At 63.2% G+C, this 20,477-nt stretch carries 20 protein-coding genes; 11 read left to right on the plus strand and 9 right to left on the minus strand.

Going from position 1 to position 20,477, the window contains the following annotated elements; genetic code table 11:
- The first annotated feature begins 127 nt into the window (after window positions 1–127).
- Entirely contained in the window at window positions 128–364 is a 237-nt protein-coding gene (locus HB630_RS04705; RefSeq protein WP_213770357.1) for a hypothetical protein, read from the plus strand.
- Window positions 365–396: 32 nt separating this feature from the next.
- Here HB630_RS04705 and HB630_RS04710 read toward each other — a convergent pair whose 3' ends face one another.
- Window positions 397–576 (minus strand): hypothetical protein, encoded by a 180-nt coding sequence (locus HB630_RS04710; protein WP_213770358.1) that lies wholly within the window; start codon window positions 574–576, stop codon window positions 397–399.
- A gap of 63 nt (window positions 577–639) precedes the next feature.
- Here HB630_RS04710 and HB630_RS28740 point away from each other — a divergent pair, with 63 nt between their 5' ends.
- The 4 genes from HB630_RS28740 (at window position 640) to HB630_RS04730 (ending at window position 5,682) form a co-directional block, all read left to right on the plus strand.
- Complete coding sequence (locus HB630_RS28740) at window positions 640–1,197, plus strand: hypothetical protein (RefSeq protein ID WP_346656030.1); 558 nt, start codon at window positions 640–642, stop codon at window positions 1,195–1,197.
- Window positions 1,198–1,473: 276 nt separating this feature from the next.
- Window positions 1,474–2,607: a glycosyltransferase family 2 protein gene (locus tag HB630_RS04720; RefSeq protein ID WP_213770359.1), complete on the plus strand. Its 1,134-nt coding sequence runs from the start codon at window positions 1,474–1,476 to the stop codon at window positions 2,605–2,607.
- The gene (locus tag HB630_RS04725; RefSeq protein ID WP_213770360.1) at window positions 2,604–4,118 is read left to right on the plus strand and encodes a glycosyltransferase family 39 protein; all 1,515 of its coding nucleotides are present in this window, start codon (window positions 2,604–2,606) and stop codon (window positions 4,116–4,118) included. Before HB630_RS04720 ends, HB630_RS04725 begins: the two co-directional genes overlap by 4 nt.
- 466 nt (window positions 4,119–4,584) lie before the next feature.
- A complete protein-coding gene (locus HB630_RS04730; protein WP_213770361.1) occupies window positions 4,585–5,682 on the plus strand; it encodes a DUF2778 domain-containing protein in 1,098 nt (365 codons plus the stop codon).
- Window positions 5,683–6,410: 728 nt separating this feature from the next.
- On the opposite strand, the gene groL is transcribed toward HB630_RS04730, so the two are convergent.
- Together groL and HB630_RS04740 are read right to left on the minus strand one after the other, a co-directional pair.
- Entirely contained in the window at window positions 6,411–8,057 is a 1,647-nt protein-coding gene (gene groL, locus HB630_RS04735; protein ID WP_213770362.1) for a chaperonin GroEL, read from the minus strand.
- A 36-nt stretch (window positions 8,058–8,093) separates the two neighbouring features.
- The gene (locus HB630_RS04740; RefSeq protein WP_213770363.1) at window positions 8,094–8,408 is read right to left on the minus strand and encodes a co-chaperone GroES; all 315 of its coding nucleotides are present in this window, start codon (window positions 8,406–8,408) and stop codon (window positions 8,094–8,096) included.
- Between the two features lie 379 nt (window positions 8,409–8,787).
- Between HB630_RS04740 and HB630_RS04745 the strand changes: the two genes are divergently transcribed.
- Both HB630_RS04745 and HB630_RS04750 read left to right on the plus strand, forming a co-directional pair.
- Complete coding sequence (locus HB630_RS04745; protein ID WP_213770365.1) at window positions 8,788–9,072, plus strand: usg protein; 285 nt, start codon at window positions 8,788–8,790, stop codon at window positions 9,070–9,072.
- Window positions 9,073–9,286: 214 nt separating this feature from the next.
- Entirely contained in the window at window positions 9,287–9,832 is a 546-nt protein-coding gene (locus HB630_RS04750) for a cupin domain-containing protein (protein ID WP_213770367.1), read from the plus strand.
- A gap of 120 nt (window positions 9,833–9,952) precedes the next feature.
- On the opposite strand, the gene HB630_RS04755 is transcribed toward HB630_RS04750, so the two are convergent.
- On the minus strand, window positions 9,953–11,245 hold the full coding sequence (locus HB630_RS04755) for a nucleoside transporter C-terminal domain-containing protein (protein WP_213770369.1): 1,293 nt from the start codon (window positions 11,243–11,245) through the stop codon (window positions 9,953–9,955).
- A 192-nt stretch (window positions 11,246–11,437) separates the two neighbouring features.
- On the opposite strand from HB630_RS04755, the gene HB630_RS04760 reads away from it, so the two are divergent.
- Window positions 11,438–12,676: an MFS transporter gene (locus HB630_RS04760; protein ID WP_213770370.1), complete on the plus strand. Its 1,239-nt coding sequence runs from the start codon at window positions 11,438–11,440 to the stop codon at window positions 12,674–12,676.
- Between the two features lie 155 nt (window positions 12,677–12,831).
- Here the strand turns inward: HB630_RS04760 and HB630_RS04765 are convergent, their stop codons facing one another.
- The 5 genes from HB630_RS04765 to HB630_RS04785 form a co-directional block, all read right to left on the minus strand.
- Window positions 12,832–13,590: an SDR family oxidoreductase gene (locus HB630_RS04765; protein WP_213770371.1), complete on the minus strand. Its 759-nt coding sequence runs from the start codon at window positions 13,588–13,590 to the stop codon at window positions 12,832–12,834.
- A 13-nt stretch (window positions 13,591–13,603) separates the two neighbouring features.
- On the minus strand, window positions 13,604–14,362 hold the full coding sequence (locus HB630_RS04770) for a proteasome-type protease (protein ID WP_213770372.1): 759 nt from the start codon (window positions 14,360–14,362) through the stop codon (window positions 13,604–13,606).
- A gap of 316 nt (window positions 14,363–14,678) precedes the next feature.
- Window positions 14,679–15,512 carry a transglutaminase family protein gene (locus HB630_RS04775; protein ID WP_213770373.1) on the minus strand — a complete coding sequence of 278 codons (834 nt, stop codon included), beginning with the start codon at window positions 15,510–15,512 and terminating at the stop codon, window positions 14,679–14,681.
- Between the two features lie 101 nt (window positions 15,513–15,613).
- Entirely contained in the window at window positions 15,614–16,558 is a 945-nt protein-coding gene (locus tag HB630_RS04780) for an alpha-E domain-containing protein (protein ID WP_213770374.1), read from the minus strand.
- Between the two features lie 16 nt (window positions 16,559–16,574).
- Window positions 16,575–17,993, minus strand: coding sequence for a circularly permuted type 2 ATP-grasp protein (locus HB630_RS04785; protein ID WP_213770376.1), 1,419 nt, complete (start codon window positions 17,991–17,993; stop codon window positions 16,575–16,577).
- 264 nt (window positions 17,994–18,257) lie between these two features.
- On the opposite strand from HB630_RS04785, the gene HB630_RS04790 reads away from it, so the two are divergent.
- The 3 genes from HB630_RS04790 (at window position 18,258) to HB630_RS04800 (ending at window position 20,456) form a co-directional block, all read left to right on the plus strand.
- Entirely contained in the window at window positions 18,258–18,995 is a 738-nt protein-coding gene (locus HB630_RS04790; protein WP_213770378.1) for a molybdopterin-binding protein, read from the plus strand.
- Between the two features lie 43 nt (window positions 18,996–19,038).
- On the plus strand, window positions 19,039–19,566 hold the full coding sequence (gene gpt / locus HB630_RS04795) for a xanthine phosphoribosyltransferase (protein WP_213770379.1): 528 nt from the start codon (window positions 19,039–19,041) through the stop codon (window positions 19,564–19,566).
- A gap of 245 nt (window positions 19,567–19,811) precedes the next feature.
- Window positions 19,812–20,456, plus strand: a complete 645-nt coding sequence (locus tag HB630_RS04800; protein WP_213770381.1) for a hypothetical protein — start codon at window positions 19,812–19,814, stop codon at window positions 20,454–20,456.
- Window positions 20,457–20,477: the final 21 nt, after the last annotated feature.

Below are 20,477 nucleotides of genomic sequence, written 5' to 3' on the forward strand. Positions count from 1 at the left end.
GCGCGTGACGCGAGCTCCGTCAAACGTGAAGATGTGACACCGGCTAGTGACCGCAACCGAAGGCAACCGCGTGTATTGTCTCGGGGTCGGATGATGCGAGCACCCCTCGAGCCGGATGGCGTTCCACATGATGGTGGACCTGCACAACCTCCAGCTTTGCCTGCTCTGGAAGTCGGCGCCCACCATTCTGTGGAGCGTGGGCAGCGCGGTTCATGGCCAGCTTTGGCAGATCAGGATGGACAATCCGGCCGTCATGGCGGCGAGGCTGTCGCTGATGTCGTTGTTTTCCAGCCGTGCCAGCAAGCCGCGTGTATCAAGGCAGGTCGAGCCTATAGCGCGCCTTGACTACCGCCCGCCTCGATAAAGCCTGCTCCCAACCGCAACGCGGCCCGTGCGTCAGGTCACCGCGATGGCGACCGGCGGCGTCTCTCCGTCGAGCCAGTCCTGTTCGGCCGCCAGCGAGCGCCAGGCGGCTTCCATGCGCTTGTAACGGAGATAAGTCGGATGATCGGTCGCCCGCTCCGCGAACTGCGCGCAATTTTCAGCATTTTCGCGGAAATGATCGGACTGTTTCATAATGGCCTCCTGTGCTGGAGCTAAGCAGCAAGGCGGATCGAACCAACCGCCCGCGCGGATGAAATGTTCGTCAATATTGCGCTCGGGTTCCCGGACATGCGGACGGAACCGGGCAGGGCGGCTTGCGCGGCCCGGACGTTCAAGAGCATGATCCAAAAAAGCGGGAGCCGGCTTTCCTTCTGGACAAGCGCGAAGCGTCTGCCCGGAGATCATACTCAAACAAAGATAAACAAAGAGATGAGATTGCGGAAAAAGACCACCGGAATGCGATGGATGGTTGTGGCGGCGCTGGTGCTGGCGGCGTCGGGCGCGATGGCCGACGAAATCGACGACGCCCATCGGCTGGCGTTGCAGGGACGCGACATCTACTGGACCTGCCTCGCCCAAGAGTATGTGCAGGACAGCAACAAAGCCATGTCGGGAGAAGATTTTACCCGGCATGTCGCCGATATATGCCCGTCGGAGCGGCAATATTTCCGGGCCGCGCTGGTCGATTATCTGGCGGTGCAATCCCCCGGCGACGATGCGGGGTCGCATATGACGACCGCCAACGATGCCATCGCGCTGGCGCAGAAGGACGTCGTGACGGCCTTCCTCCATCGCAAGGCCGCGTCGAAATAGCGGTCCCTGGCAGACCGGTTGGTCGGTGGGTTAAAGGGAGGCCCTTGCGGAATGCCGGCATCGTCCCCATCTTGTATCCAACGGCGACGTTGATGCTTGATAGCTCCGGCGCTGGGACGACCACGAAATAGCTCGGTTGCGCCGGATGTACGCGCGCCTGTTGTTCGTGGTCGTTGGCATTTTGGGGCCGTTTTCGGCTCCCCTGGTTCCTTTCCCCCCGCTATCGGAACTGCACGCCTTGGCTTCCCCAGGGGCTGCGGATATACGCTGGCGGCCATGAATGAAGCCATCAGACCGGGCGCGGAGACATCGTTGCAGGCTGTGAGTCCGCCTCAGCTTTCGGTCGTCGTGCCCACCTTCAACGAGTGCGACAACGTCGTCACCCTGTTGCGGCGGCTGGAAACGGCGCTCGCGGGCGTGGCCTGGGAAGTCATCTTTGTCGACGACAATTCCCCCGACGGCACCTGGGACGTGGTGCGGGGGTTGGCGCGCCAGGATATCCGGGTCCGCTGTATCCGCAGGATCGGACGGCGGGGCCTGTCCGGCGCCTGCATCGAAGGCATATTGGCCTCGAGCGCACCCTGCGCCGCGGTGATCGATGCCGACCTCCAGCATGACGAAACCCAGCTGCCGAAGATGCTGGCGCTGCTGCAAGGCAGTGAATTCGACCTCGTGGTCGGCAGCCGCTACGTCGAAGGCGGCAGCGCCGACAGTTTCAACAAGCAGCGCGCCGGCGCCAGCGCGTTCGCAACCGAGATCGCCAGGCGCGTGCTGCGGGTCAGGATCGCCGATCCCATGAGCGGCTTTTTCATGATCCGCCGCGATCGTTTCGAGCAATTGGCGCCACAGCTCTCGACGCAGGGGTTCAAGATCCTGCTCGATATTGTCGCCACCGCGCGCGGCGGGCTGCGCATCAAGGAAATTCCTTACAGTTTCGGCTCGCGGCTGCATGGCGAGAGCAAGCTCGATTCGATGGTGGTGCTGGATTTCTTAGGGCTGGTGCTGGCCAAGCTGACCAACGACGCGGTGTCGCTGCGTTTTCTAATGTTCGCGATGGTCGGATCGATCGGCGTGTTCGTGCATTTCGCCGGACTGTTCATCGCGCTGCGCGGCTTCGATCTGCCGTTCGCGGTGGCCCAGGGCTTTGGCGCGGTTTCCGCCATGACCAGCAATTTCATCCTGAATAATTTTCTCACTTACCGCGACCAGCGCCTGAAAGGCTGGGCGATCCTGCGCGGGCTCGTGATCTTCTACCTCGTGTGTGGCGTCGGGCTTGCTGCCAATGTCGGCGTCGCGTTCTCGGTCTATGCGCAGGAGCCGATCTGGTGGCTCGCCGGCGCGGCCGGCGCGCTGATGGGCGTGGTGTGGAATTACGCGATGTCCGGGCTGTTCGTCTGGCGCAAGCGATGACACCAGCCGCAAGCCCACAGGAGGCGCGGCTCGCCCGCAACACCGCGCTTGCGATTGTGGCGCTGGTGGCGATGCGGCTGGTCGCGGCGGCGTTCACGCCGATCACTTTCGACGAAGCCTATTACTGGATGTGGTCGAAACATCTGGCGGGCGGTTATTACGATCACCCGCCGATGGTCGCGGTCGTCATCCGCCTGGGCACGATGCTCGCGGGCGACACCGAATTCGGCGTGCGGCTGGTGTCGATCCTGCTGGCGCTGCCGATGAGCTTTGCGGTCTATCGCGCCGCCGAGATCCTGTTCGGCGACCGGCGCGTCGCGGCGACCGCGGCGATCCTGCTCAACATCACGCTGATGGCGGCGGTCGGCACCCTGATCGTCACGCCGGACGCGCCGTTGCTGGTCGCCTCGAGCTTCGTGCTGTTTTTTCTCGCGAAGGTGCTACAGACCGGACGGGGCGCGTGGTGGCTCGCCGTCGGCGCCGCGGTCGGCGTCGCCTTGCTGTCCAAATATACCGCCTTGTTTTTCGGCGCCGCGATCCTGATCTGGCTCGTCGCTGTACCTAAATTGCGGCGCTGGCTGGTTTCGCCCTGGCCTTATCTCGGCGGCGTCGTGGCGTTTGCGATCTTCGCGCCGGTCATCCTCTGGAACGCCGATCACCACTGGGTCTCCTTCATCAAGCAGTTCGGCCGCGCCCGGATCGAGGATTTCCGGCCCGCTTACATCGCCGAGCTGATTCCGACCCAGATTGCGTTCGCAACCCCGCTGGTCTGGATGCTCGGCGCGATGGGCCTGTACGCGCTGGCGCGGCGGAGCGGCGGTACGCCGGCCGCGCGGATGCTGGTCAACGTGATGTTCTGGGTCATCACGCTTTATTTCGTCTGGCATTCGCTGCACGCCCGCGTCGAGGCCAACTGGTTCGCGCCGGTCTATCCCGCCCTGGCCGTCGCCGCCGCCGTGGCCGCGCATCTGACACGATGGGACCCACGCTGGCGGCGCGTCGCCGATTTTTGCCTGCGCTGGGCGGCGCCGTCCGGCATCGCGATGTTCGTGCTGCTGATCGTGCAGGCCGATACCGGAATCTTGTCGGGCTACCGCCGCGATACCACCGTGCGCAGCGTTGGCGTCGGCTGGCGCGAGCTCGCCGGCGAGATCGAGGCGGTTCGTGTACGCGTCGGCGCCAACTGCGTCCTGGCGCCCGATTACGGCACCGTCAGTTGGCTCGCCTTCTATCTGCCCAAGGGAACTTGCGTCGTGCAGCCGACGCAGCGCATCCGCTGGATCAACATGCCCGAGCCTGATCCGGCGCTGCTGGCCGGCAAGCTGCTGTATGTCGATGAGGTGCGCGCCGGAGGCCGTCCTGATCTCAATGATAACTTCGCGCATGTCGAACGGGTTGCGGAACTGCCGCGCAAGCGCGGGCCGCTCACGATCGAGACTTACGAGCTCGATCTGCTCGACGGCGCCAGGGGCGACGTGCTCGACCATTCCCCGCCGCCGGAACTGGAATAGCGGAGGAGGACGGGAACGGCGGAGCGGCACGCACGGTGTCATAATCAGGCATTTCTGGGGCGACGAGCTGAATCAAGCTTCAGCCGATCATGGATAGGATCCGCGTGGCGCACCCGATGTGACGGGCGATTTGGACGGCTTTGGATGTCACTCCGGAAGGGGCGCGGCATGAAAGCTGAATTACCGAACCCGTTGAAGGGTTTGGCCGCGCCAAAATTCCGCAATCTGTCTCATTGCGGAACAGAATTAACCATGTCGAACAACCGCCCCGACTTAATCCGCATTTAACTAAAACTCGCCTTAATGACGCTCCGCCCTTCTGCGAAATGCTTTCTGCCATTTTTTTGACGGTAGCGTTTCGTACGCAGGCTGGCGTTCGAAGCAGCCTTTGGGGAAGCCCTTGGGTTCGCAGATCGAACACAGCCTGGAAGGGGAAGATGGTGGTACCAGTCTGGATGCAAGGCGTATGAGTACGAGTGCGTATTATGGTTTTGCGGCCCACACTTCCAGAAAGAATTCCCGGAAAGCTGTCCTTCCCCGCAATTTCCTGAGCGGCGCTGCGATCGCCTGCCTCGTCGCGGGATGTTCGTGGACAGTCTATTCGAATATTTTCGCTGCCGGCATGTATCCGTCGGTGGGCGGCGGCGATTTCAATGCCGTCGTCGTCAAGCGCGCGCCTGGCCGCAGCAGACTGGCCGCTGTCGACAACTCGGTGGCGGTTGAATCGGCGCCGGTCTCCGCCGCGCCGGCGATGGTTTCGTCCGCGACAACGTCAAAATCTCCATCGCTGTCGTTCGAGGATCGCTTTGCCGCGGCGGCTCCGCAATCCATCGCGCCGCAACCGCTGCCGGCCGCGCCGCCGAAGCCGGATCGGCAGGTGGCCGCGCTCGCGCCACTATCGGCGCCGGAGCGTCAGGCCGCTATGACGCCGATGCCATCGCCGCGCCCCGCCGAAGCGCGCTCCGAAAAACATCCCGGCGCTTCCGTTCGCGATTTGGCGCAGCGCGCCAAGGCGATATCGGTCGCTGCCGCCGAGAAGCCGCCGACGATCTTCGAGCGGCTGTTCGGTAAGCTGCAATCGACCGGATCGTCGGCGCTGGCCTATGCCTCCGCGGACGCCAGCAGCACGTCCTCGCTCGGTTCAAGCCAGAACATCGGCACGGCCGGCACGATGCCGATGTATGATCGCCAGACCGCGGTCTACGACATCTCCGCGCATATGGTTTATCTGCCCGACGGCACCAGGCTGGAGGCACATTCGGGTCTCGGCTCCAAGCTCGACGATCCAGGCTCCGCCAACGTCAGAATGCGCGGCGTGACGCCGCCGCATCTCTACGATCTCAAGCCGCGCGAGGCGCTGTTTCATGGCGTGCCGGCGCTGCGGCTCAATCCGGTCGGCGGCGAGAGCGCGATCTACGGGCGGTCGGGCCTGCTCGCCCACACCTACATGCTCGGCCCGAACGGCGATTCCAACGGCTGCGTCTCGTTCAGGGACTATAACCGCTTCCTCGAAGCCTATCGCAGCGGCGAGATCAGGCGGCTTGCGGTGGTCGCGCGTCTCTGATCTGCGCGTACAGATGGGGGCAGGGCGTATCTGCGCCGCGCCCGCCACCGCCGTCATTCCGGGCTCGACGCTCCGCCCCGCAATGACGGGGGGTGAATGAAGCAAACAAAAACCCCGGCGTCGCGCCGGTTTGTTGCTGCCGCGAGGAGAAGAGGCACCCAAGGGCGGCTCTTCGATTGTCCTGCCCTTACCGGATATGGATGTCCTGCCTCAGACAGGGAGATGTTTAATTCGAGATTGCGCTTGGTTCGGTCTTCGCTCATTTTTACCGGGCCGCATGTGGGGAACGAAGTCATGACGTAAGTTCAGGTGGCCCAATCAGAATCGCGTGGGCGACCGGAGCACTCGTCGTTCTCAGCTTTATCCTGATGGTTCTTATGTTGTCCCTTCCGGTTCTGGTTCGTTCGTTTCTGTTCCAGCCTTTCAATATTCCAGTATCATTGGCCGTGCGGGAATGATCTTCTTTTCGATCGGCCGCGATCCGGCCGGCGTCGGATCAAGGTTTCGTACCGAGCGCATGGGTTTGATGGTCCATTGATATTTCGAATTGTTAGAGCGTTTTCGAGCGAAGCGGATACCGGTCGGCGTGAAGAAAACGCGTCAAAACAACAATCCAGAGCTTCGGTTCTGATTCAATTAGAAGCGATCATGCTCTGGAAACAAAAAACCCCGGCATCGCTGCCGGGGTTTTGCATCTCTCGGATAATCGCCGAAGCGGGCAGGGCTTCTTAGAAGTCCATGCCGCCCATGCCGCCGCCCGGAGGCATGCCGCCGGCGCCAGCGCCGCCGTTCTTCTTCGGCAGTTCGGCCACCATGGCTTCGGTCGTGATCAACAGAGCCGCAACCGAGGCTGCGTTCTGGATTGCCGCACGGACCACCTTGGTCGGGTCGATGATGCCCTTGGTGACCAGGTTGCCGTACTCGCCGCTCTGCGAATCGAAGCCGTAGGCATACGACTTGTTTTCGAGGATCTTGCCGACGATGACGGAGCCGTCTTCGCCCGCGTTGATCGCGATCTGGCGAGCCGGGGCCGACAGCGCGCGGCGAACGATCTCGACGCCGGTCTTCTGGTCGTCGTTCTTGGTGCGCAGACCCTTGAGCTGCTCGGAAGCACGGAGCAGGGCGACGCCGCCGCCCGGAACGATGCCTTCCTCGACCGCCGCGCGGGTCGCATGCATCGCGTCATCGACGCGATCCTTGCGCTCCTTGACCTCGACCTCGGTCGCGCCGCCGACGCGGATCACCGCGACGCCGCCTGCGAGCTTGGCCAGACGCTCCTGCAGCTTCTCACGGTCGTAGTCCGAGGTGGTCTCCTCGATCTGCGCCTTGATCTGCGCCACGCGCGCCTCGATGTCGGCCTTCTTGCCGGCGCCGTTGACGATCGTGGTGTTCTCCTTGTCGATCATCACCTTCTTGGCGCGACCGAGCATGGCGAGCGTAACGTTCTCGAGCTTGATGCCGAGGTCTTCCGAAATCGCCTGGCCGCCGGTCAGGATCGCGATGTCCTGCAGCATAGCCTTGCGGCGATCGCCGAAGCCCGGAGCCTTGACGGCCGCGACCTTGAGGCCGCCGCGCAGGCGGTTGACGACCAGCGTGGCCAAAGCCTCGCCTTCGACGTCTTCGGCGACGATGACGAGCGGCTTGCCGGTCTGCACCACGGCTTCAAGCAGCGGCAGCAATTCGTTCAGCGAGGAGAGCTTCTTCTCGTTGATCAGGATGTAGGCGTCGTCCATTTCAACGCGCATCTTGTCGGCGTTGGTGACGAAGTAGGGCGAGATGTAGCCGCGGTCGAACTGCATGCCCTCGACGACGTCGAGTTCGGTCTCGAGCGACTTGGCTTCCTCGACCGTGATGACGCCCTCGTTGCCGACCTTCTTCATGGCGTCGGAGAGGAACTTGCCGATTTCGGCATCGCCATTGGCCGAGATGGTGCCGACCTGGGCGATTTCCTCGTTGGAGGTGACCTTCTTGGAGTTCTTCTGCAGGTCGGCGACGACGGCTTCCACCGCCATGTCGATGCCGCGCTTCAGGTCCATCGGGTTCATGCCGGCGGCAACCGACTTGGCGCCTTCGCGGACGATCGCCTGCGCCAGCACGGTAGCGGTGGTGGTGCCGTCGCCGGCCGCGTCAGCGGACTTGGAGGCGACTTCGCGCACCATCTGCGCGCCCATGTTCTCGAACTTGTCGTCGAGCTCGATCTCCTTGGCGACGGTGACGCCGTCCTTGGTGATGCGGGGAGCGCCGAACGACTTGTCGAGCACGACGTTGCGGCCCTTGGGGCCGAGCGTCACCTTGACCGCGTTGGCCAGAATATCGACGCCGCGCAGCATGCGGTCGCGCGCGTCGACGCCGAATTTCACTTCTTTAGCTGACATATTTTGCTTCCTTGCAAGGGGGGAGGGAAAAGGCGCTTAAGCAGCCTTCTTCTTGGTGGCGGGCTCGTCGAGCACGCCCATGATGTCGCTTTCCTTCATGATCAACAGCTCCTGGCCGTCGATCTTGACTTCGGTGCCCGACCATTTGCCGAACAGCACGCGGTCGCCGACCTTGAGGTCGATAGGGATCAGCTTGCCGCTCTCGTCGCGGCCTCCGGGGCCGACGGCAGTGACTTCACCCTGCGAGGGCTTTTCCTTGGCACTGTCCGGGATGATGATGCCGCCTGCGGTCTTCTCTTCGGCGTCGATGCGCTTGACCACGACGCGGTCGTGAAGCGGACGGAATTTCATGCAGTCCTCCTAAGATATTGAAGATGCTATTAAGTTTTATGGGTTAGCAGTCTACGCCGGCGAGTGCCAGCGGACGCAATGCTGAGATAGTGGAAGGCCATGCGGGGGACAAGGGCTTCTAGCAGAAAAATTGGCGGTCAAAATCGCGGTCTGCCGAATTTATCCATCATCATTAATGGCCGGAGGACGGCCTGTCGCTGTCCATTAGCACTTGCGGTAAGCTGCTGCCAATGCAGCAAATTTCAACAATTCATTAAACATTTAGGCTTGTGATAGGCGGGTCGTGTGCGTCACATTTCTCTCATGTGAGCGCATCTCCGCCGGGGTGGCTCCGGCTGGTCGGCCACCACGTGAATGCGCTCCTTCAATGGAGGTTGGCATGGTCTCGCGGGTTGGGGTTTCCGAGGATTTCCGGAAGCAGGTGCTAGGTTATGGGCTGACGACGGCGCAAATTCTTTATCGACTGCCCGATCATCCCGCGCTGCTGCAAACCTATGTCTGGCAGAACTACGATCTGTTTCCGAAATTCCCGGCGCTGAACGATTTCCTCGCCTTCTGGCAGGAAAAGCTGGAAGGGCCGTTGTTCTCGGTCACGGTGGCGCACTCCAAGCTGATCAAGCCCGCCGAACTCCGCGCTGTCGACGGCGTGCTCCAGCTGCATTAGCGATCCTGGCTAACTTCGTAGCGCATTAAGCACTGTCGTCATTCCGGACGACGCGAAGCGGCGATCCGGAATCTCGAGATTCCCCGATGCGCAATTGCGCATCTGAGGTCTGGTCCTTCGGACCCTCCCGGAATGACGACGGAGCCTTCGCAACCGATCCCTGAACCACGCGATCCGTGCTAACCTTTCCAGATAACGGAAAGGGAGAACGTCGATGGCCGGAAAGAAGCCCACAAAGAAGCCGATCTCGCGTGCTGCGGCCCGCACCGCCGCCCGGAAAAAGTCGCCGGCCCGCAAGGCCGCCGCCAAGTCGAGCGCGCGAAAGCCGATCAAGGGCAAGGGGCGCACGCCGGCACCGGCCAAGCGGGCGCGTCCGAAACAGCGCATCGCCGTCAGCCATTACCGCGACGAGGATTTCAAGGCCGACGGCCTGCGCGCCTATGCGCATTATCGCGATCTCGGCGTCGCCGCCGCGAGCCATGGTCTGGCGCAGGCGCATGTGATCCGGCTGATCGGGCCGTGCAATCCGGACCAGGTTTCAAAACTGCATTTCCATCATGTCGACTTCCAGATGGTCTATGTGCTGAAGGGGTGGGTGAAAACCTACATGGAAGGGCAGGGCGAAACCCTGATGCAGCAGGGCAGTTCCTGGACCCAGCCGCCGAAGATCAAGCACATGATCCTGGACTATTCCGACGACGTCGAACTGCTCGAAGTGATCCTGCCGGCGGAATTCAGGACGGTGGAGTTGACGGCGTAATTCAGGTTCGTCATTCCGGGGCGACACGAAGTGTCGAGCCCGGAATCCATCGGGCCGCAATCGCACCTGGTGGAATGGATTCCGGGCCTGTGTGCTTGCGCACGCATCCCGGAATGACGGCTACGTCAGCACTCCCATGATCGCGCCCATCAGGCAGGTCGTCAGCGTGCCCGAGACGATCGACTTCAGCCCGAGCGCATTGATCTCCTCGCGGCGGTCCGGCGCCATGGTGCCGAGCCCGCCAATCATGATGCCGAGGCTGCCGAAATTGGCGAAGCCGCACATCGCATACAGCATGATCAGGCGCGAACGGGAATCGAGCGCGTCAGGCGCGAGTTTCGAAAAGTCGACATAGGCGATCAGTTCGTTCAGCACGGTCTTGGTGCCCATCAGGCTTCCCGCCGTGATCGCCTGCGGCCAGGGCAGGCCCATCAGCCAGCATATCGGCGCCATCGCGTAGCCGAGCAGCCGCTGCAACGAAACCGGCCCGCCGCCGATCCCGGGCAGCAGTCCGAGAACGGTGTTGATCAGATGCACCAGCGCCACCAGCACGATCAGCATCGCGACGATGTTGAGCAGGAGCTCGAGCCCGGCCGACGTACCCTTGACGATCGCATCCATGGTGCTGGACACGTGCATATCGGGATCGCGCAGTGCGACTCCCGGATCGCGCAGCGCGCCCCGGGGATCGACGAGCGAGCCGCCGGTGCGGCGGTCCACGGTTTCCGGCACCATGATCAGGCTGACGAGAATCGCAGCCGGCGCGCCCAGCACCGAGGCGATGACGAAATGCGCCGCCGCGTCCGGGATCAGCGGCGCCAGCAGCGTGGCGTAAAGCACCAGCACGGTGCCGGCGATTCCCGCCATGCCGCCGGTCATCACCAGAAACAATTCGCTGCGCGTCAGCTGCGCCAGATAGGGCCGGATGAACAAGGGGGCTTCCACCATGCCGAGAAAGATGTTGGCGGCGGTCGACAAGCCCACCGCGCCACCGACGCCGAGCGTACGCTCCAACAGCCACGCCATGCCGCGCACGACCGGCGGCAGCACGCGCCAATAGAACAACAGCGTGGTCAGCACGCTCATCAGGAGGACGATCGGCAGCGCCTGGAACGCCAGGATGAAATCCGCGCCCGGTGCTTTCAGGTCGAACGGCAGCGCGCCGCCGCCGAGATAGCCGAACACGAAGGAGGTGCCGGCGCGCGAGGCTTCGGCGATGGCGCCGACGGCGTCGTTGACGGCGCCGAACGCGTGGGTGACAAAGGGCAGCTTGGTCAGCACGATCGCGGTCAGGACCGTCACGGCAAGCCCGATCGCCGTCTGTCTCGGTGACACCGCGCGGCGATTCTCGCCGAACGCCCAGGCGATCGCAAGCAATGCGATGACGCCGAACGCCGATTGCAGTTGAAGCATGCGTCCCCCAAAAATCCCATTCTGATGATCGCCGCGGCCTGCTTCAAGGCGCAATGGCGCATGCGCCGGCAACGGGGCCATTGACAATCTTGCCATTGACATCGAAGCCGCCGTCAGTCACGGCACAGCCAACGATAAAGGCGTGGGGCGGCGAGCGCTCCCACGGATGGAGAATTCAGGAACCGGCCGATAATGTCCTCCACGATGCCAGCGGGCGCCGGCACCCTTCTCAAGCAGCGATCGCTGATCTTCTTTCTGCTGTCGCGAAGCCTCTCACGTTTTTCCAGCCAGGTCGGGGCGGTTGCGATCGGTTGGCAGATCTATGATCTCACCGGCAGCGCGTTCGATCTGGGGATGGTGGGGTTGGTGCAGTTTCTGCCCACCGCGCTCTTGGTCTTTGTCGCCGGACATGCCGCCGACCGCTATGAGCGCAAGCGGGTATTGCAGCTTTGCCAGCTTGTGGAAGCCCTGACGGCGCTGTTTCTCGCCTGGGGCTCCTGGGCCGGCTGGCTCACCGAACTGCATATCTTCCTGGCGACCGCGGTGTTGGGGACGGCCGGCGCCTTCGAAAGCCCGGCGACGGCGGCGCTGCTGCCGCTGGTCACGGCGCAGGGATCGCTGCAGCGCGCGACCGCGCTGTCGAGCGGCGCCGCCCAGGTCGCGACCATCGCGGGCCCCGCGCTCGGTGGTTTCGCCTATGCCGTCTCGCCCGGTCTGCCCTACGGCACGATGGTCGTGTTTTGGCTGCTCGGAATGATCTTCGCCGGCGCCATCCGCCTCCTGCAACCGCAGACGCCCAAGGATATCGCACCCAGGGATTCCGCGACGCCGGACGATCTGTTCGCCGGCGTCCGCTTCATCAGGAGCAATTCCGCGATCCTGGGGACGATCTCGCTCGACCTGTTCGCCGTGCTGTTCGGCGGCGTCACCGCGCTGCTGCCGATCTACGCGCATGACATTCTGCAGACCGGTCCGCTGGGGCTCGGGATCCTTCGCGCGGCGCCCGCGGTCGGCGCCCTGCTGATGACCGCCATCCTGGCGCGCCGCAGCATCGAGCGCCGCGTCGGCATGCGCATGTTCCAGTCCGTGATCGTGTTCGGGGTGGCGACGACGGTCTTCGCGGTTTCCTACTGGATGTGGCTTTCCGTCCTGGCGCTGGCGATTCTGGGTGCCGCCGATACGGTCAGCGTGGTGATCCGGTTTTCACTGGTCCAGTTGGCCACGCCCGACGAGATGCGCGGCCGCGTCGGCGCCGTCAACTTCCTGTTCATCAACGCCTCCAACCAGCTCGGCCAGTTCGAGAGCGGCGTCACCGCCGCTCTGTTCGGCGTGATGCCCGCGGCCGTGATCGGCGGCGTCGCCACGGTCGCGATCGCGCTGTTGTGGATGAAGCTGTTTCCGACGCTGCGCAATGTGGAGAAGCTGGAGTAGGGAGCCGAGAGCCCGTCTCGGCCGTCATTCCGGGGCGCGCGGTAGCGCGAGCCCGGAATCCATTGAGCGGCAGGCGCAAGTGGTGGAATGGATTCCGGGTTCGATGCTTTGCATCGCCCCGGAATGACGGCCTGGATCGCGGAATAGGTCGACGCCTATCCCCGTCCGACGAACGGCATCTTGCTCGCCATCACCGTCATGAACAGCACGTTGGCATCGAGCGGCAGGCCCGCCATATAGGCGACGGCGTCGCCGACCGCCTTGGCGTCCATGCGCGGCTCGGGAATCTTGCGGCCATCGGGCTGCAACACGCCGTCGACCATGCGGTCGGTCATCGGGGTCGCGGCGTTGCCGATGTCGATCTGGCCGACCGCGATGTCATAGGCGCGGCCGTCGAGATTGGTGGCCTTGGTCAGGCCGGTGATGGCGTGCTTGGTCGAGGTATAGGCGGACGAGAACGGCCGCGGCGCATGCGCCGAGATCGAGCCGTTGTTGATGATGCGGCCGCCGCGCGGGCTCTGGTCCTTCATGATCCGGAACGCGTGCTGGGTACACAAAAACGGCGCGGTGAGGTTGGTCGCGACCACCGCCTGCCACTGCGCGAGGCCGAGATCCTCGAACGGCACCGGCGGCGCGCCCATGCCGGCATTGTTGAAGAGCACATCGAGCCGGCCGTAGACATCGATCACCTTGGCGAACAGCGCCGCGATCGATCCGGGGTCGGTCATGTCGGCGGAAACCGCCAGGCTCTCGCCGATAGTCTCGCCGAGCTTCTTGGTTTCCTCGAGCTTGTCCAGCCGCCGTCCGGCCAGCACCACCTTGAAGCCGGCGCCCATCAGCGCGAGCGAGGCGGCGCGTCCGACGCCGGTGCCGGCGCCCGTTACCAGCGCAATTCTGTTGTTTGTTTCCGTCATTTGCTTCCTGCCTTCAGGTTTTTGGCTTGGTTTCGTTCTTGTAGGGTGGTCGTGGAATATTCTGGTGCGCCGCGCGCAGCGCCGCCGACCAGCGCGAGCGCAGGTCGTGGAAATAGGGCTCGCCGGCCTCGATGCGGTGGTTGAGATCGGCCTCGCAGGCGTCGGTGCGCACCACCAGCACGTCGATCGGCAGGCCGACGCCGATATTGGAGCGCATGGTCGAGTCCATCGAGATCAGGCTGGTCTTGAGCGCTTCATACAGTTCGACGTCGTAATGCATGGCGCGGTCGAGCACCGGCTTGCCGTATTTGTGCTCGCCGATCTGCAAATAGGGGGTGTCGGTGGTGCATTCGATGAAGTTGCCGGCGGTATAGACCATGAACAGCCGCATCCGCGAGCCCTTGATCTGGCCGCCGAACAGGAACGACACGTCGAAGCTGACGTCTTCCGACTTCAAGGCATCACCTTCCATCGCATGCACGCTGCGGATGGCGCGGCCGATCCGCTGCGCGGCCTGGAACATGGTCGGCGCGTTCATCAGCGTTTCGATCTCGCCGGTGTCGGGATCCTCGAGCCCCTCGGTCAGGGTGGAGAGCACCGATTGGCTGATCGCGAGGTTGCCGGCGCTCGCGATCGCCATGATGCGTTCGCCCGGCTGGCTGAAAATGTGGAGCTTGCGGAAGGTCGAGACATTGTCGAGGCCGGCATTGGTCCTGGTGTCCGCGATCATGACCAGCCCGTCCCGAACCAGCACTCCGCAGCAATAGGTCATTTCCGTTCCCCGAGCAGCAGATTATCGAACTGCAAAATTATCAGAACCGAGGCTCTATGTTTTTGTTTTGACGCGTTTTCTTCACGCGACCCGGAAGCCACTTCGCTTGAAAACGCTATAGCCAATTTCCGGGAGGCCTCCAACCCCATTCGGCGCTTCCCGGGCTTGGGGCGACGAATCCACCATCCCCGCCCAGCGCTTTCAATCGGACCGGCACGCGGCTTGACAGATCGACGCCGCGGCGGATCATCGGCCGGGCCTTCGACAAAACACCCAACCAGGAGATTCAGCTGTCCTCAAGCCGCGTCGCACGGCCTCATTGCGACTGCCATTGGCCTTGCCGGCCGGCCTGATCGACCTTGACCGAGACCGTCAGGGTTTCGTCGCCGCCGCCGTAACGGGTGCCGCGCACCGGCGCCGCGCCGAGATAATCCAGCCCGATCGCGACCCGGGCAAAGGCGTCGGTGGTGCAGATGGCGTTGGCCGGATCGAAGCCGACCCAGCCGAGGTTGGGCACGAACGCCTCCGCCCAGGCGTGACCGGCCTGCTGGTTGACCATGCCGTCGGAGCGCAGGAAATGCCCGGACACGAAACGCGCGGGCACGCCGCCATTGCGCGCGCAGGCAATGAAGATATGCGCGTAGTCCTGGCAGACGCCGCGCTTGAGGCCGAACGCCTCCACCGCCGAGGTGCCGCTGTTGGTGGGGTCCTCGTCGAAGGTCATGTGTTCGCTGATCTGCATCATCAGCGCGTGGAGAAATCCGAGCACGTCGGTGTCGGCTTCCGCCCGGAGCTCGCGGACGAAATTCGCCATCGCCGGATTGACTTCGGTCAGCGGCGTCGAGCGCAGGAACAGGCCCGGCGGAAAGCGCTCATTGCTGCCCTTGAGCACGCCGCCGGTGTCGTGGGTCTCGATCAGGCCTTCGACATTGATGGTTAGGTCGGCGATCGGTCCGTGGGTCAGCAGGTGCGTGATGTTGCCGAAGGCATCCTCATGCATGTCGAGCCGCGAGTCGGTCGAGATGTCGATCTGCCAGTCGGCCACGTATTGGCCGTCATGGCTGCCCGGCGTCATCCGCAGGATCTGGATCACGCCGGAGGCCGGCGGATCGTAGCGATAGGTGGTGGAATGGGCGATGCGCAGGCGCATGGAAGAATTCCAGTCAGATCGGAGCGGCATGGCGGAACGGGACCGGCTAGCGGAGAGGATCAAAGCGTCCGGATCGCATCGTCAATGCGTTTATCCTAACCTCAGAGCAAATATTGTTTGGTGATGATTTCGCCCAGCCGCGAATTATCCGCGATGAACTCCTGGATGAACTCATGCACGCCATGCTGGAAAATATCGTCCATGTGGCTGTGTTCCAGCCGATTGCGGATGCCGCGGGCGTGGCGCTGCGAGGGCCCCTGGCGGCCATAGGCGACACCGATCTGGTCGAGATTGCGCACCAGATTGCCGTAACAACTCGCCAGCGACCGCGGCAGCGTATCGTTGAGGATCAAGAGATCCGCGATCAGCCACGGCTTCAGCGTCTCGCGATAGACCCAGTGATAGGCGGTCAGCGCCGAGACCGAGCGCAGGATCGAGGTCCACTGATAAAAGTCCAGCGGGCCGCCGACATGCTCTTCCTCGGGCAACAGCACGTGATACTTCACGTCGAGAATCCGCGCGGTGTTGTCGGCGCGCTCCAGGTGTACCCCCAACCGCGAGAACCAATAGGCGTCGTTGCGCAGCATGGTCCGGTAGGCCGAGCCGTCGAAGCGCAGCGAGGTCTCCTGCACGAAGCGCAGGAATTTGGCCAATTCCTCGCGGCTTTTGGCGCCCTTGCTCCAGACCTGCTGAAGCTCGAGCCAGGCGCTGTTGATGGTGTCCCACATCTCGCCGGTCAGCGCCGTCCGCACCGAACGGGCATTGAGCCGCGCGGCCTCGATGCAGTTCCTGATCGAGGAGGGGTTGTTCGGCGAGAACGACAGATATTCGACGACGTTCTGTTCGTTGGCTTCCTGATAGGTTTCGTAGAAGCTGGCGCTGATCCCGGCGGTCAGCAGCGCCGAATCCCATTCATTGGTCTTGCCGATATAGGCGGCGGGAAGGGCGGTGACGCGCAGGGTCGCGTCGATGGTGCGCGCGAGATATTCCGCGCGCTCGACATAGCGGGCCAGCCAGTACAGGTTTTCGGCGGTACGCGACAGCATGCGGGTATTTTGCTCTCTACTCGTCCAGAATCCAGGTGTCCTTGGTACCGCCGCCCTGGCTCGAATTCACCACCAGCGAGCCTTCCTTGAGCGCGACGCGGGTCAGACCGCCGGGCACGATGGTAACGCTCTTGCTGCCGGTCAGAACGAACGGCCGGAGGTCGACATGGCGCGGCGCGAGCCCGGAGGCGGTGCAGGTCGGGCAGGTCGACAGCGCCAGCGTCGGCTGGGCGATGAAGCCCTCCGGTTCGCGCTTCAATTTATCGCGAAAGGCTTCGATCGTGGCTTTGGTGGCGGCGGGTCCGATCAGCATGCCGTAGCCGCCGGAGCCGTGAACCTCTTTCACCACCAGTTCGTCGAGATTGTCGAGAACGTAGGACAGATCCTTCGGCTCGCGGCAGCGCCAGGTCGGCACGTTCTTCAGGATCGGTTCTTCGCCGAGATAGAATTTCACGACGTCCGGCATGTAGGAATAGATCGCCTTGTCGTCGGCGATGCCGGTGCCGACCGCGTTGGCCAGCGTGATGTTTCCGGCCGCGTAGGCCGACATCAGGCCGGGGACGCCGAGCGCGGAATCGGGGCGGAAGGTCAGGGGATCGAGGTAATCGTCATCGACCCGGCGGTAGATGACGTCGACGCGCTTGAGGCCTTCGGTGGTGCGCATGAACACCTCGTCGTTCTTGACGATGAGGTCGCGGCCTTCGACCAGTTCGATGCCGAGCTTGTCGGCGAGGAATGAATGCTCGTAATAGGCGGAATTGTAGACGCCGGGCGTCATCAGCGCCACCGTCGGTTCGGCGGAAGCGCTGAGCGGCGCGACCGAGCGCAGCGCCGCCAGCAATTCGTCCGGATACCGCTCCACCGGCGCGACGCGGTGCCGGGCGAACAGGTCCGGAAACAGCCGCATCATGATTTCGCGATTTTCCAGCATGTAGGAGACGCCGGACGGCGTGCGGGCATTGTCCTCCAGCACGATGAAGTTTTCCGCGTCGACCCGGACGATGTCGATCCCGGCGATGTGGACATAGACGTCGTGCGGCACATCCTGGCCGTTCATCTCCGGGCGGAACACCGGGTTCTGGAAGATCAGGTCGTCGGGGATGATTCCGGCGCGCAGGATGTCGCGGCCGTGGTAGATATCGCGCAGGAACATGTTCAGCGCGCGGACCCGCTGCTTCAGGCCCTTTTCCAGCACGGTCCATTCCTTGGCCGAGATGATCCGCGGGATCACGTCGAACGGGATCAGCCGCTCCTGGGCCTCGGAATCGCCGTAGACGGCAAAGGTGATCCCGATCCGGCGGAACAGCAGCTCCGCCTCCTGACGGCGATATTCCAGGGCTTCCGGCGGCGTTTCCTTGAGCCAGCGGGAGAGCTCCTGGTAGGCCGGGCGGAGGTCGCCGCCGGGCCCACTCATTTCATCGAACGCAACGGCCATGTATCCTGATTGCTCTCCGACGTCCCATGCAACAGTGCATGACTATAGGGGACGGTAGCAAGGGCCGGGCCAGAGCGATATGCATTGGTAAAACGCATTTGCTAGGGATGTTCCAGGATCTGCCCGAAAAAGGGGCTGTGCAGTGATTATTTCGGCGGCATGATGCGGGGACGCCGGTGACGCCGAAATGTTGTGTTGAGTGGGGACGTCCTGTGTGTTTTCCGGCTAGTTTGCCGGGACGGGTGGCGACGGCAAGGAGAGGTCATGAGCGATATCGTTACGGCGGGAATTCTGGTGATCGGCGATGAGATCCTTTCCGGGCGCACCAAGGACAAGAACATCGGCTTCATCGCGGAATACCTGACCAATATCGGGATCGACCTCAAGGAAGTCCGGGTCGTGCCGGATGAGGAGGCCGAGATCGTCGCGGCGCTGAATGCGCTGCGCCACCGCTACACCTACATCTTCACCACCGGCGGGATCGGGCCGACCCATGACGATATCACCGCCGACAGCGTTGCGAAGGCGTTCGGCGTCGGCATCGACCATCACCCGGAAGTGGTGGCGCGATTTCGCGAACGCTGGGGTGAGCAGGATCTGAACGAGGCGCGGCTGCGCATGGCCCGCGTTCCCGACGGCGCCGAACTGATCCAGAGCGCGACCATCCTGGCGCCTGGCTTCAAGCTCGGCAACGTCATTGTCATGGCCGGTATTCCCGCGATCATGCAGGCGATGATGGACATCGTGGCGCCGAAGCTGAAGTCGGGCGTGCGGATGCTGTCGGAATCGGTCCGCGCCGATGCGCGCGAAGGCGACATCGGCGGCCCGCTTCGCAGCATTGCCTTGGCGCATCCCGACACCATCATCGGCAGCTATCCGTTCACGGACGAGGACAAGAAGCCGAACACCAATCTGGTGGTGCGTTCCCGCGACCCGGAAAAGCTCAATGCCGCGATGGCCGCGGTGAAGGAAATGCTGGCGAGCTTGCACGCGGCCCGGTAGCAGATTGCCGGTAGCAGATTGATTGGATCGAAGCGGAAACAGCATGGTTGAAAAAGATTCGACACTCATCGCGCAGGAGCGGGCAGGCAAAGCCTTCCCGGTGTCCTGGGACCAGTTTCACCGGGATTGCCGGGCGCTGACCTGGCGGCTCAACGAAGTCGGGCCGTTTCACGCGGTGATCGCGATCACCCGCGGCGGCCTGGTGCCGGCGGCGATCGTGGCCCGCGAACTCGGCGTGCGCGTCATCGATACCGTCTGCATCGCCAGCTACGATCACACCAAGCAGGGCGATTTGCAGGTGTTGAAGGGCATTTCAGATGACACCGCGAAACTCGGCGGTGGCACCGGCAAGGGATTGCTGATCGTCGACGACCTCGTCGACACCGGCAAGACCGGACGAATGGTGCGCGAGATGATGCCGGAGGCACATTTCGCCACCGTCTATGCCAAGCCGAAAGGGCGGCCGCTGGTCGACACCTTCATCACCGAAGTGTCGCAGGACACCTGGATTTTCTTTCCCTGGGACACCGCGCTCTCTTTCCAGCCGCCGATCCGCGATAGCGTGGCGTGATATTATTTTTCGTCATTCCGGGGCGCGACGAACCGACCTCGGGTTTACCCGAGGTCGGCAATATAATTATCCAAGTCGGCAATGGCCGACTTGGATAACGAGCCTGGAATCCATCGTTCAGCAGAAAGCGTGGCGGAATGGATACCGGGTTCATCGCTACGCGATGCCCCGGAATGACGAAGAAACGCCATATGTCGTTCACGCTTCTCGCGTGACGCTTGCGATTGATAGTCAAGTGGTTCGCCATGCCGCTGCAAAACCGCGTTACGCCGCAAGGCGATATCATCACGACCCCGCATCGCGGGATGTTCACCGGCAATCGCGGCATCATCCACGACCCCGCCACCAAAACCCTGCTGAACAGGCGCTGGTCGAGCCCGGCCTGGCTGACCTGTGTCTGCGAATTCAGGGGACGTCGGCGCGAGGTGATGGGCGGCCGGAGCTGGACCGAACTGTTCTTTCTTGATGAGGCTACCGCGTTCGCGGCCGGACACCGGCCGTGCTTCTTCTGTCGCCGTGACGACGCCAACCGGTTTCGCGCGGCATGGCAGGAAGGCAATGGGGTCGGCCCCATGCTTGTGCGCGACATCGATGCGGTGCTGCATCGCGAGCGGCTGTCCGGCCGGAACAAGCGCTTGTACCCGTTGCCGCTGCGGCTTGAGAAACTGCCCGACGGCGCGATGGTGCTGAGCGGCGACGAAAGCTGTCTGATCGCGCAGGGCAGGGCGTTCAAATGGTCGCCGGCCGGTTATCGTGCGGCAAGCGAGCCGGTCGGGGAGGTGATGTTGCTGACGCCACCCTCGACACTGCGTGCGCTGGCCGCCGGCTATCGGCCGCTGCTGCATCCGAGCGTGCGCAACGTTTCCTCCCCCCTTGTGGGGGAGGGTTAGGAAGAGGGCTCATCGCCTCGT

It is taken from the genome of Bradyrhizobium sp. dw_78 (assembly GCF_018449525.1).
Classification (GTDB): domain Bacteria; phylum Pseudomonadota; class Alphaproteobacteria; order Rhizobiales; family Xanthobacteraceae; genus Bradyrhizobium.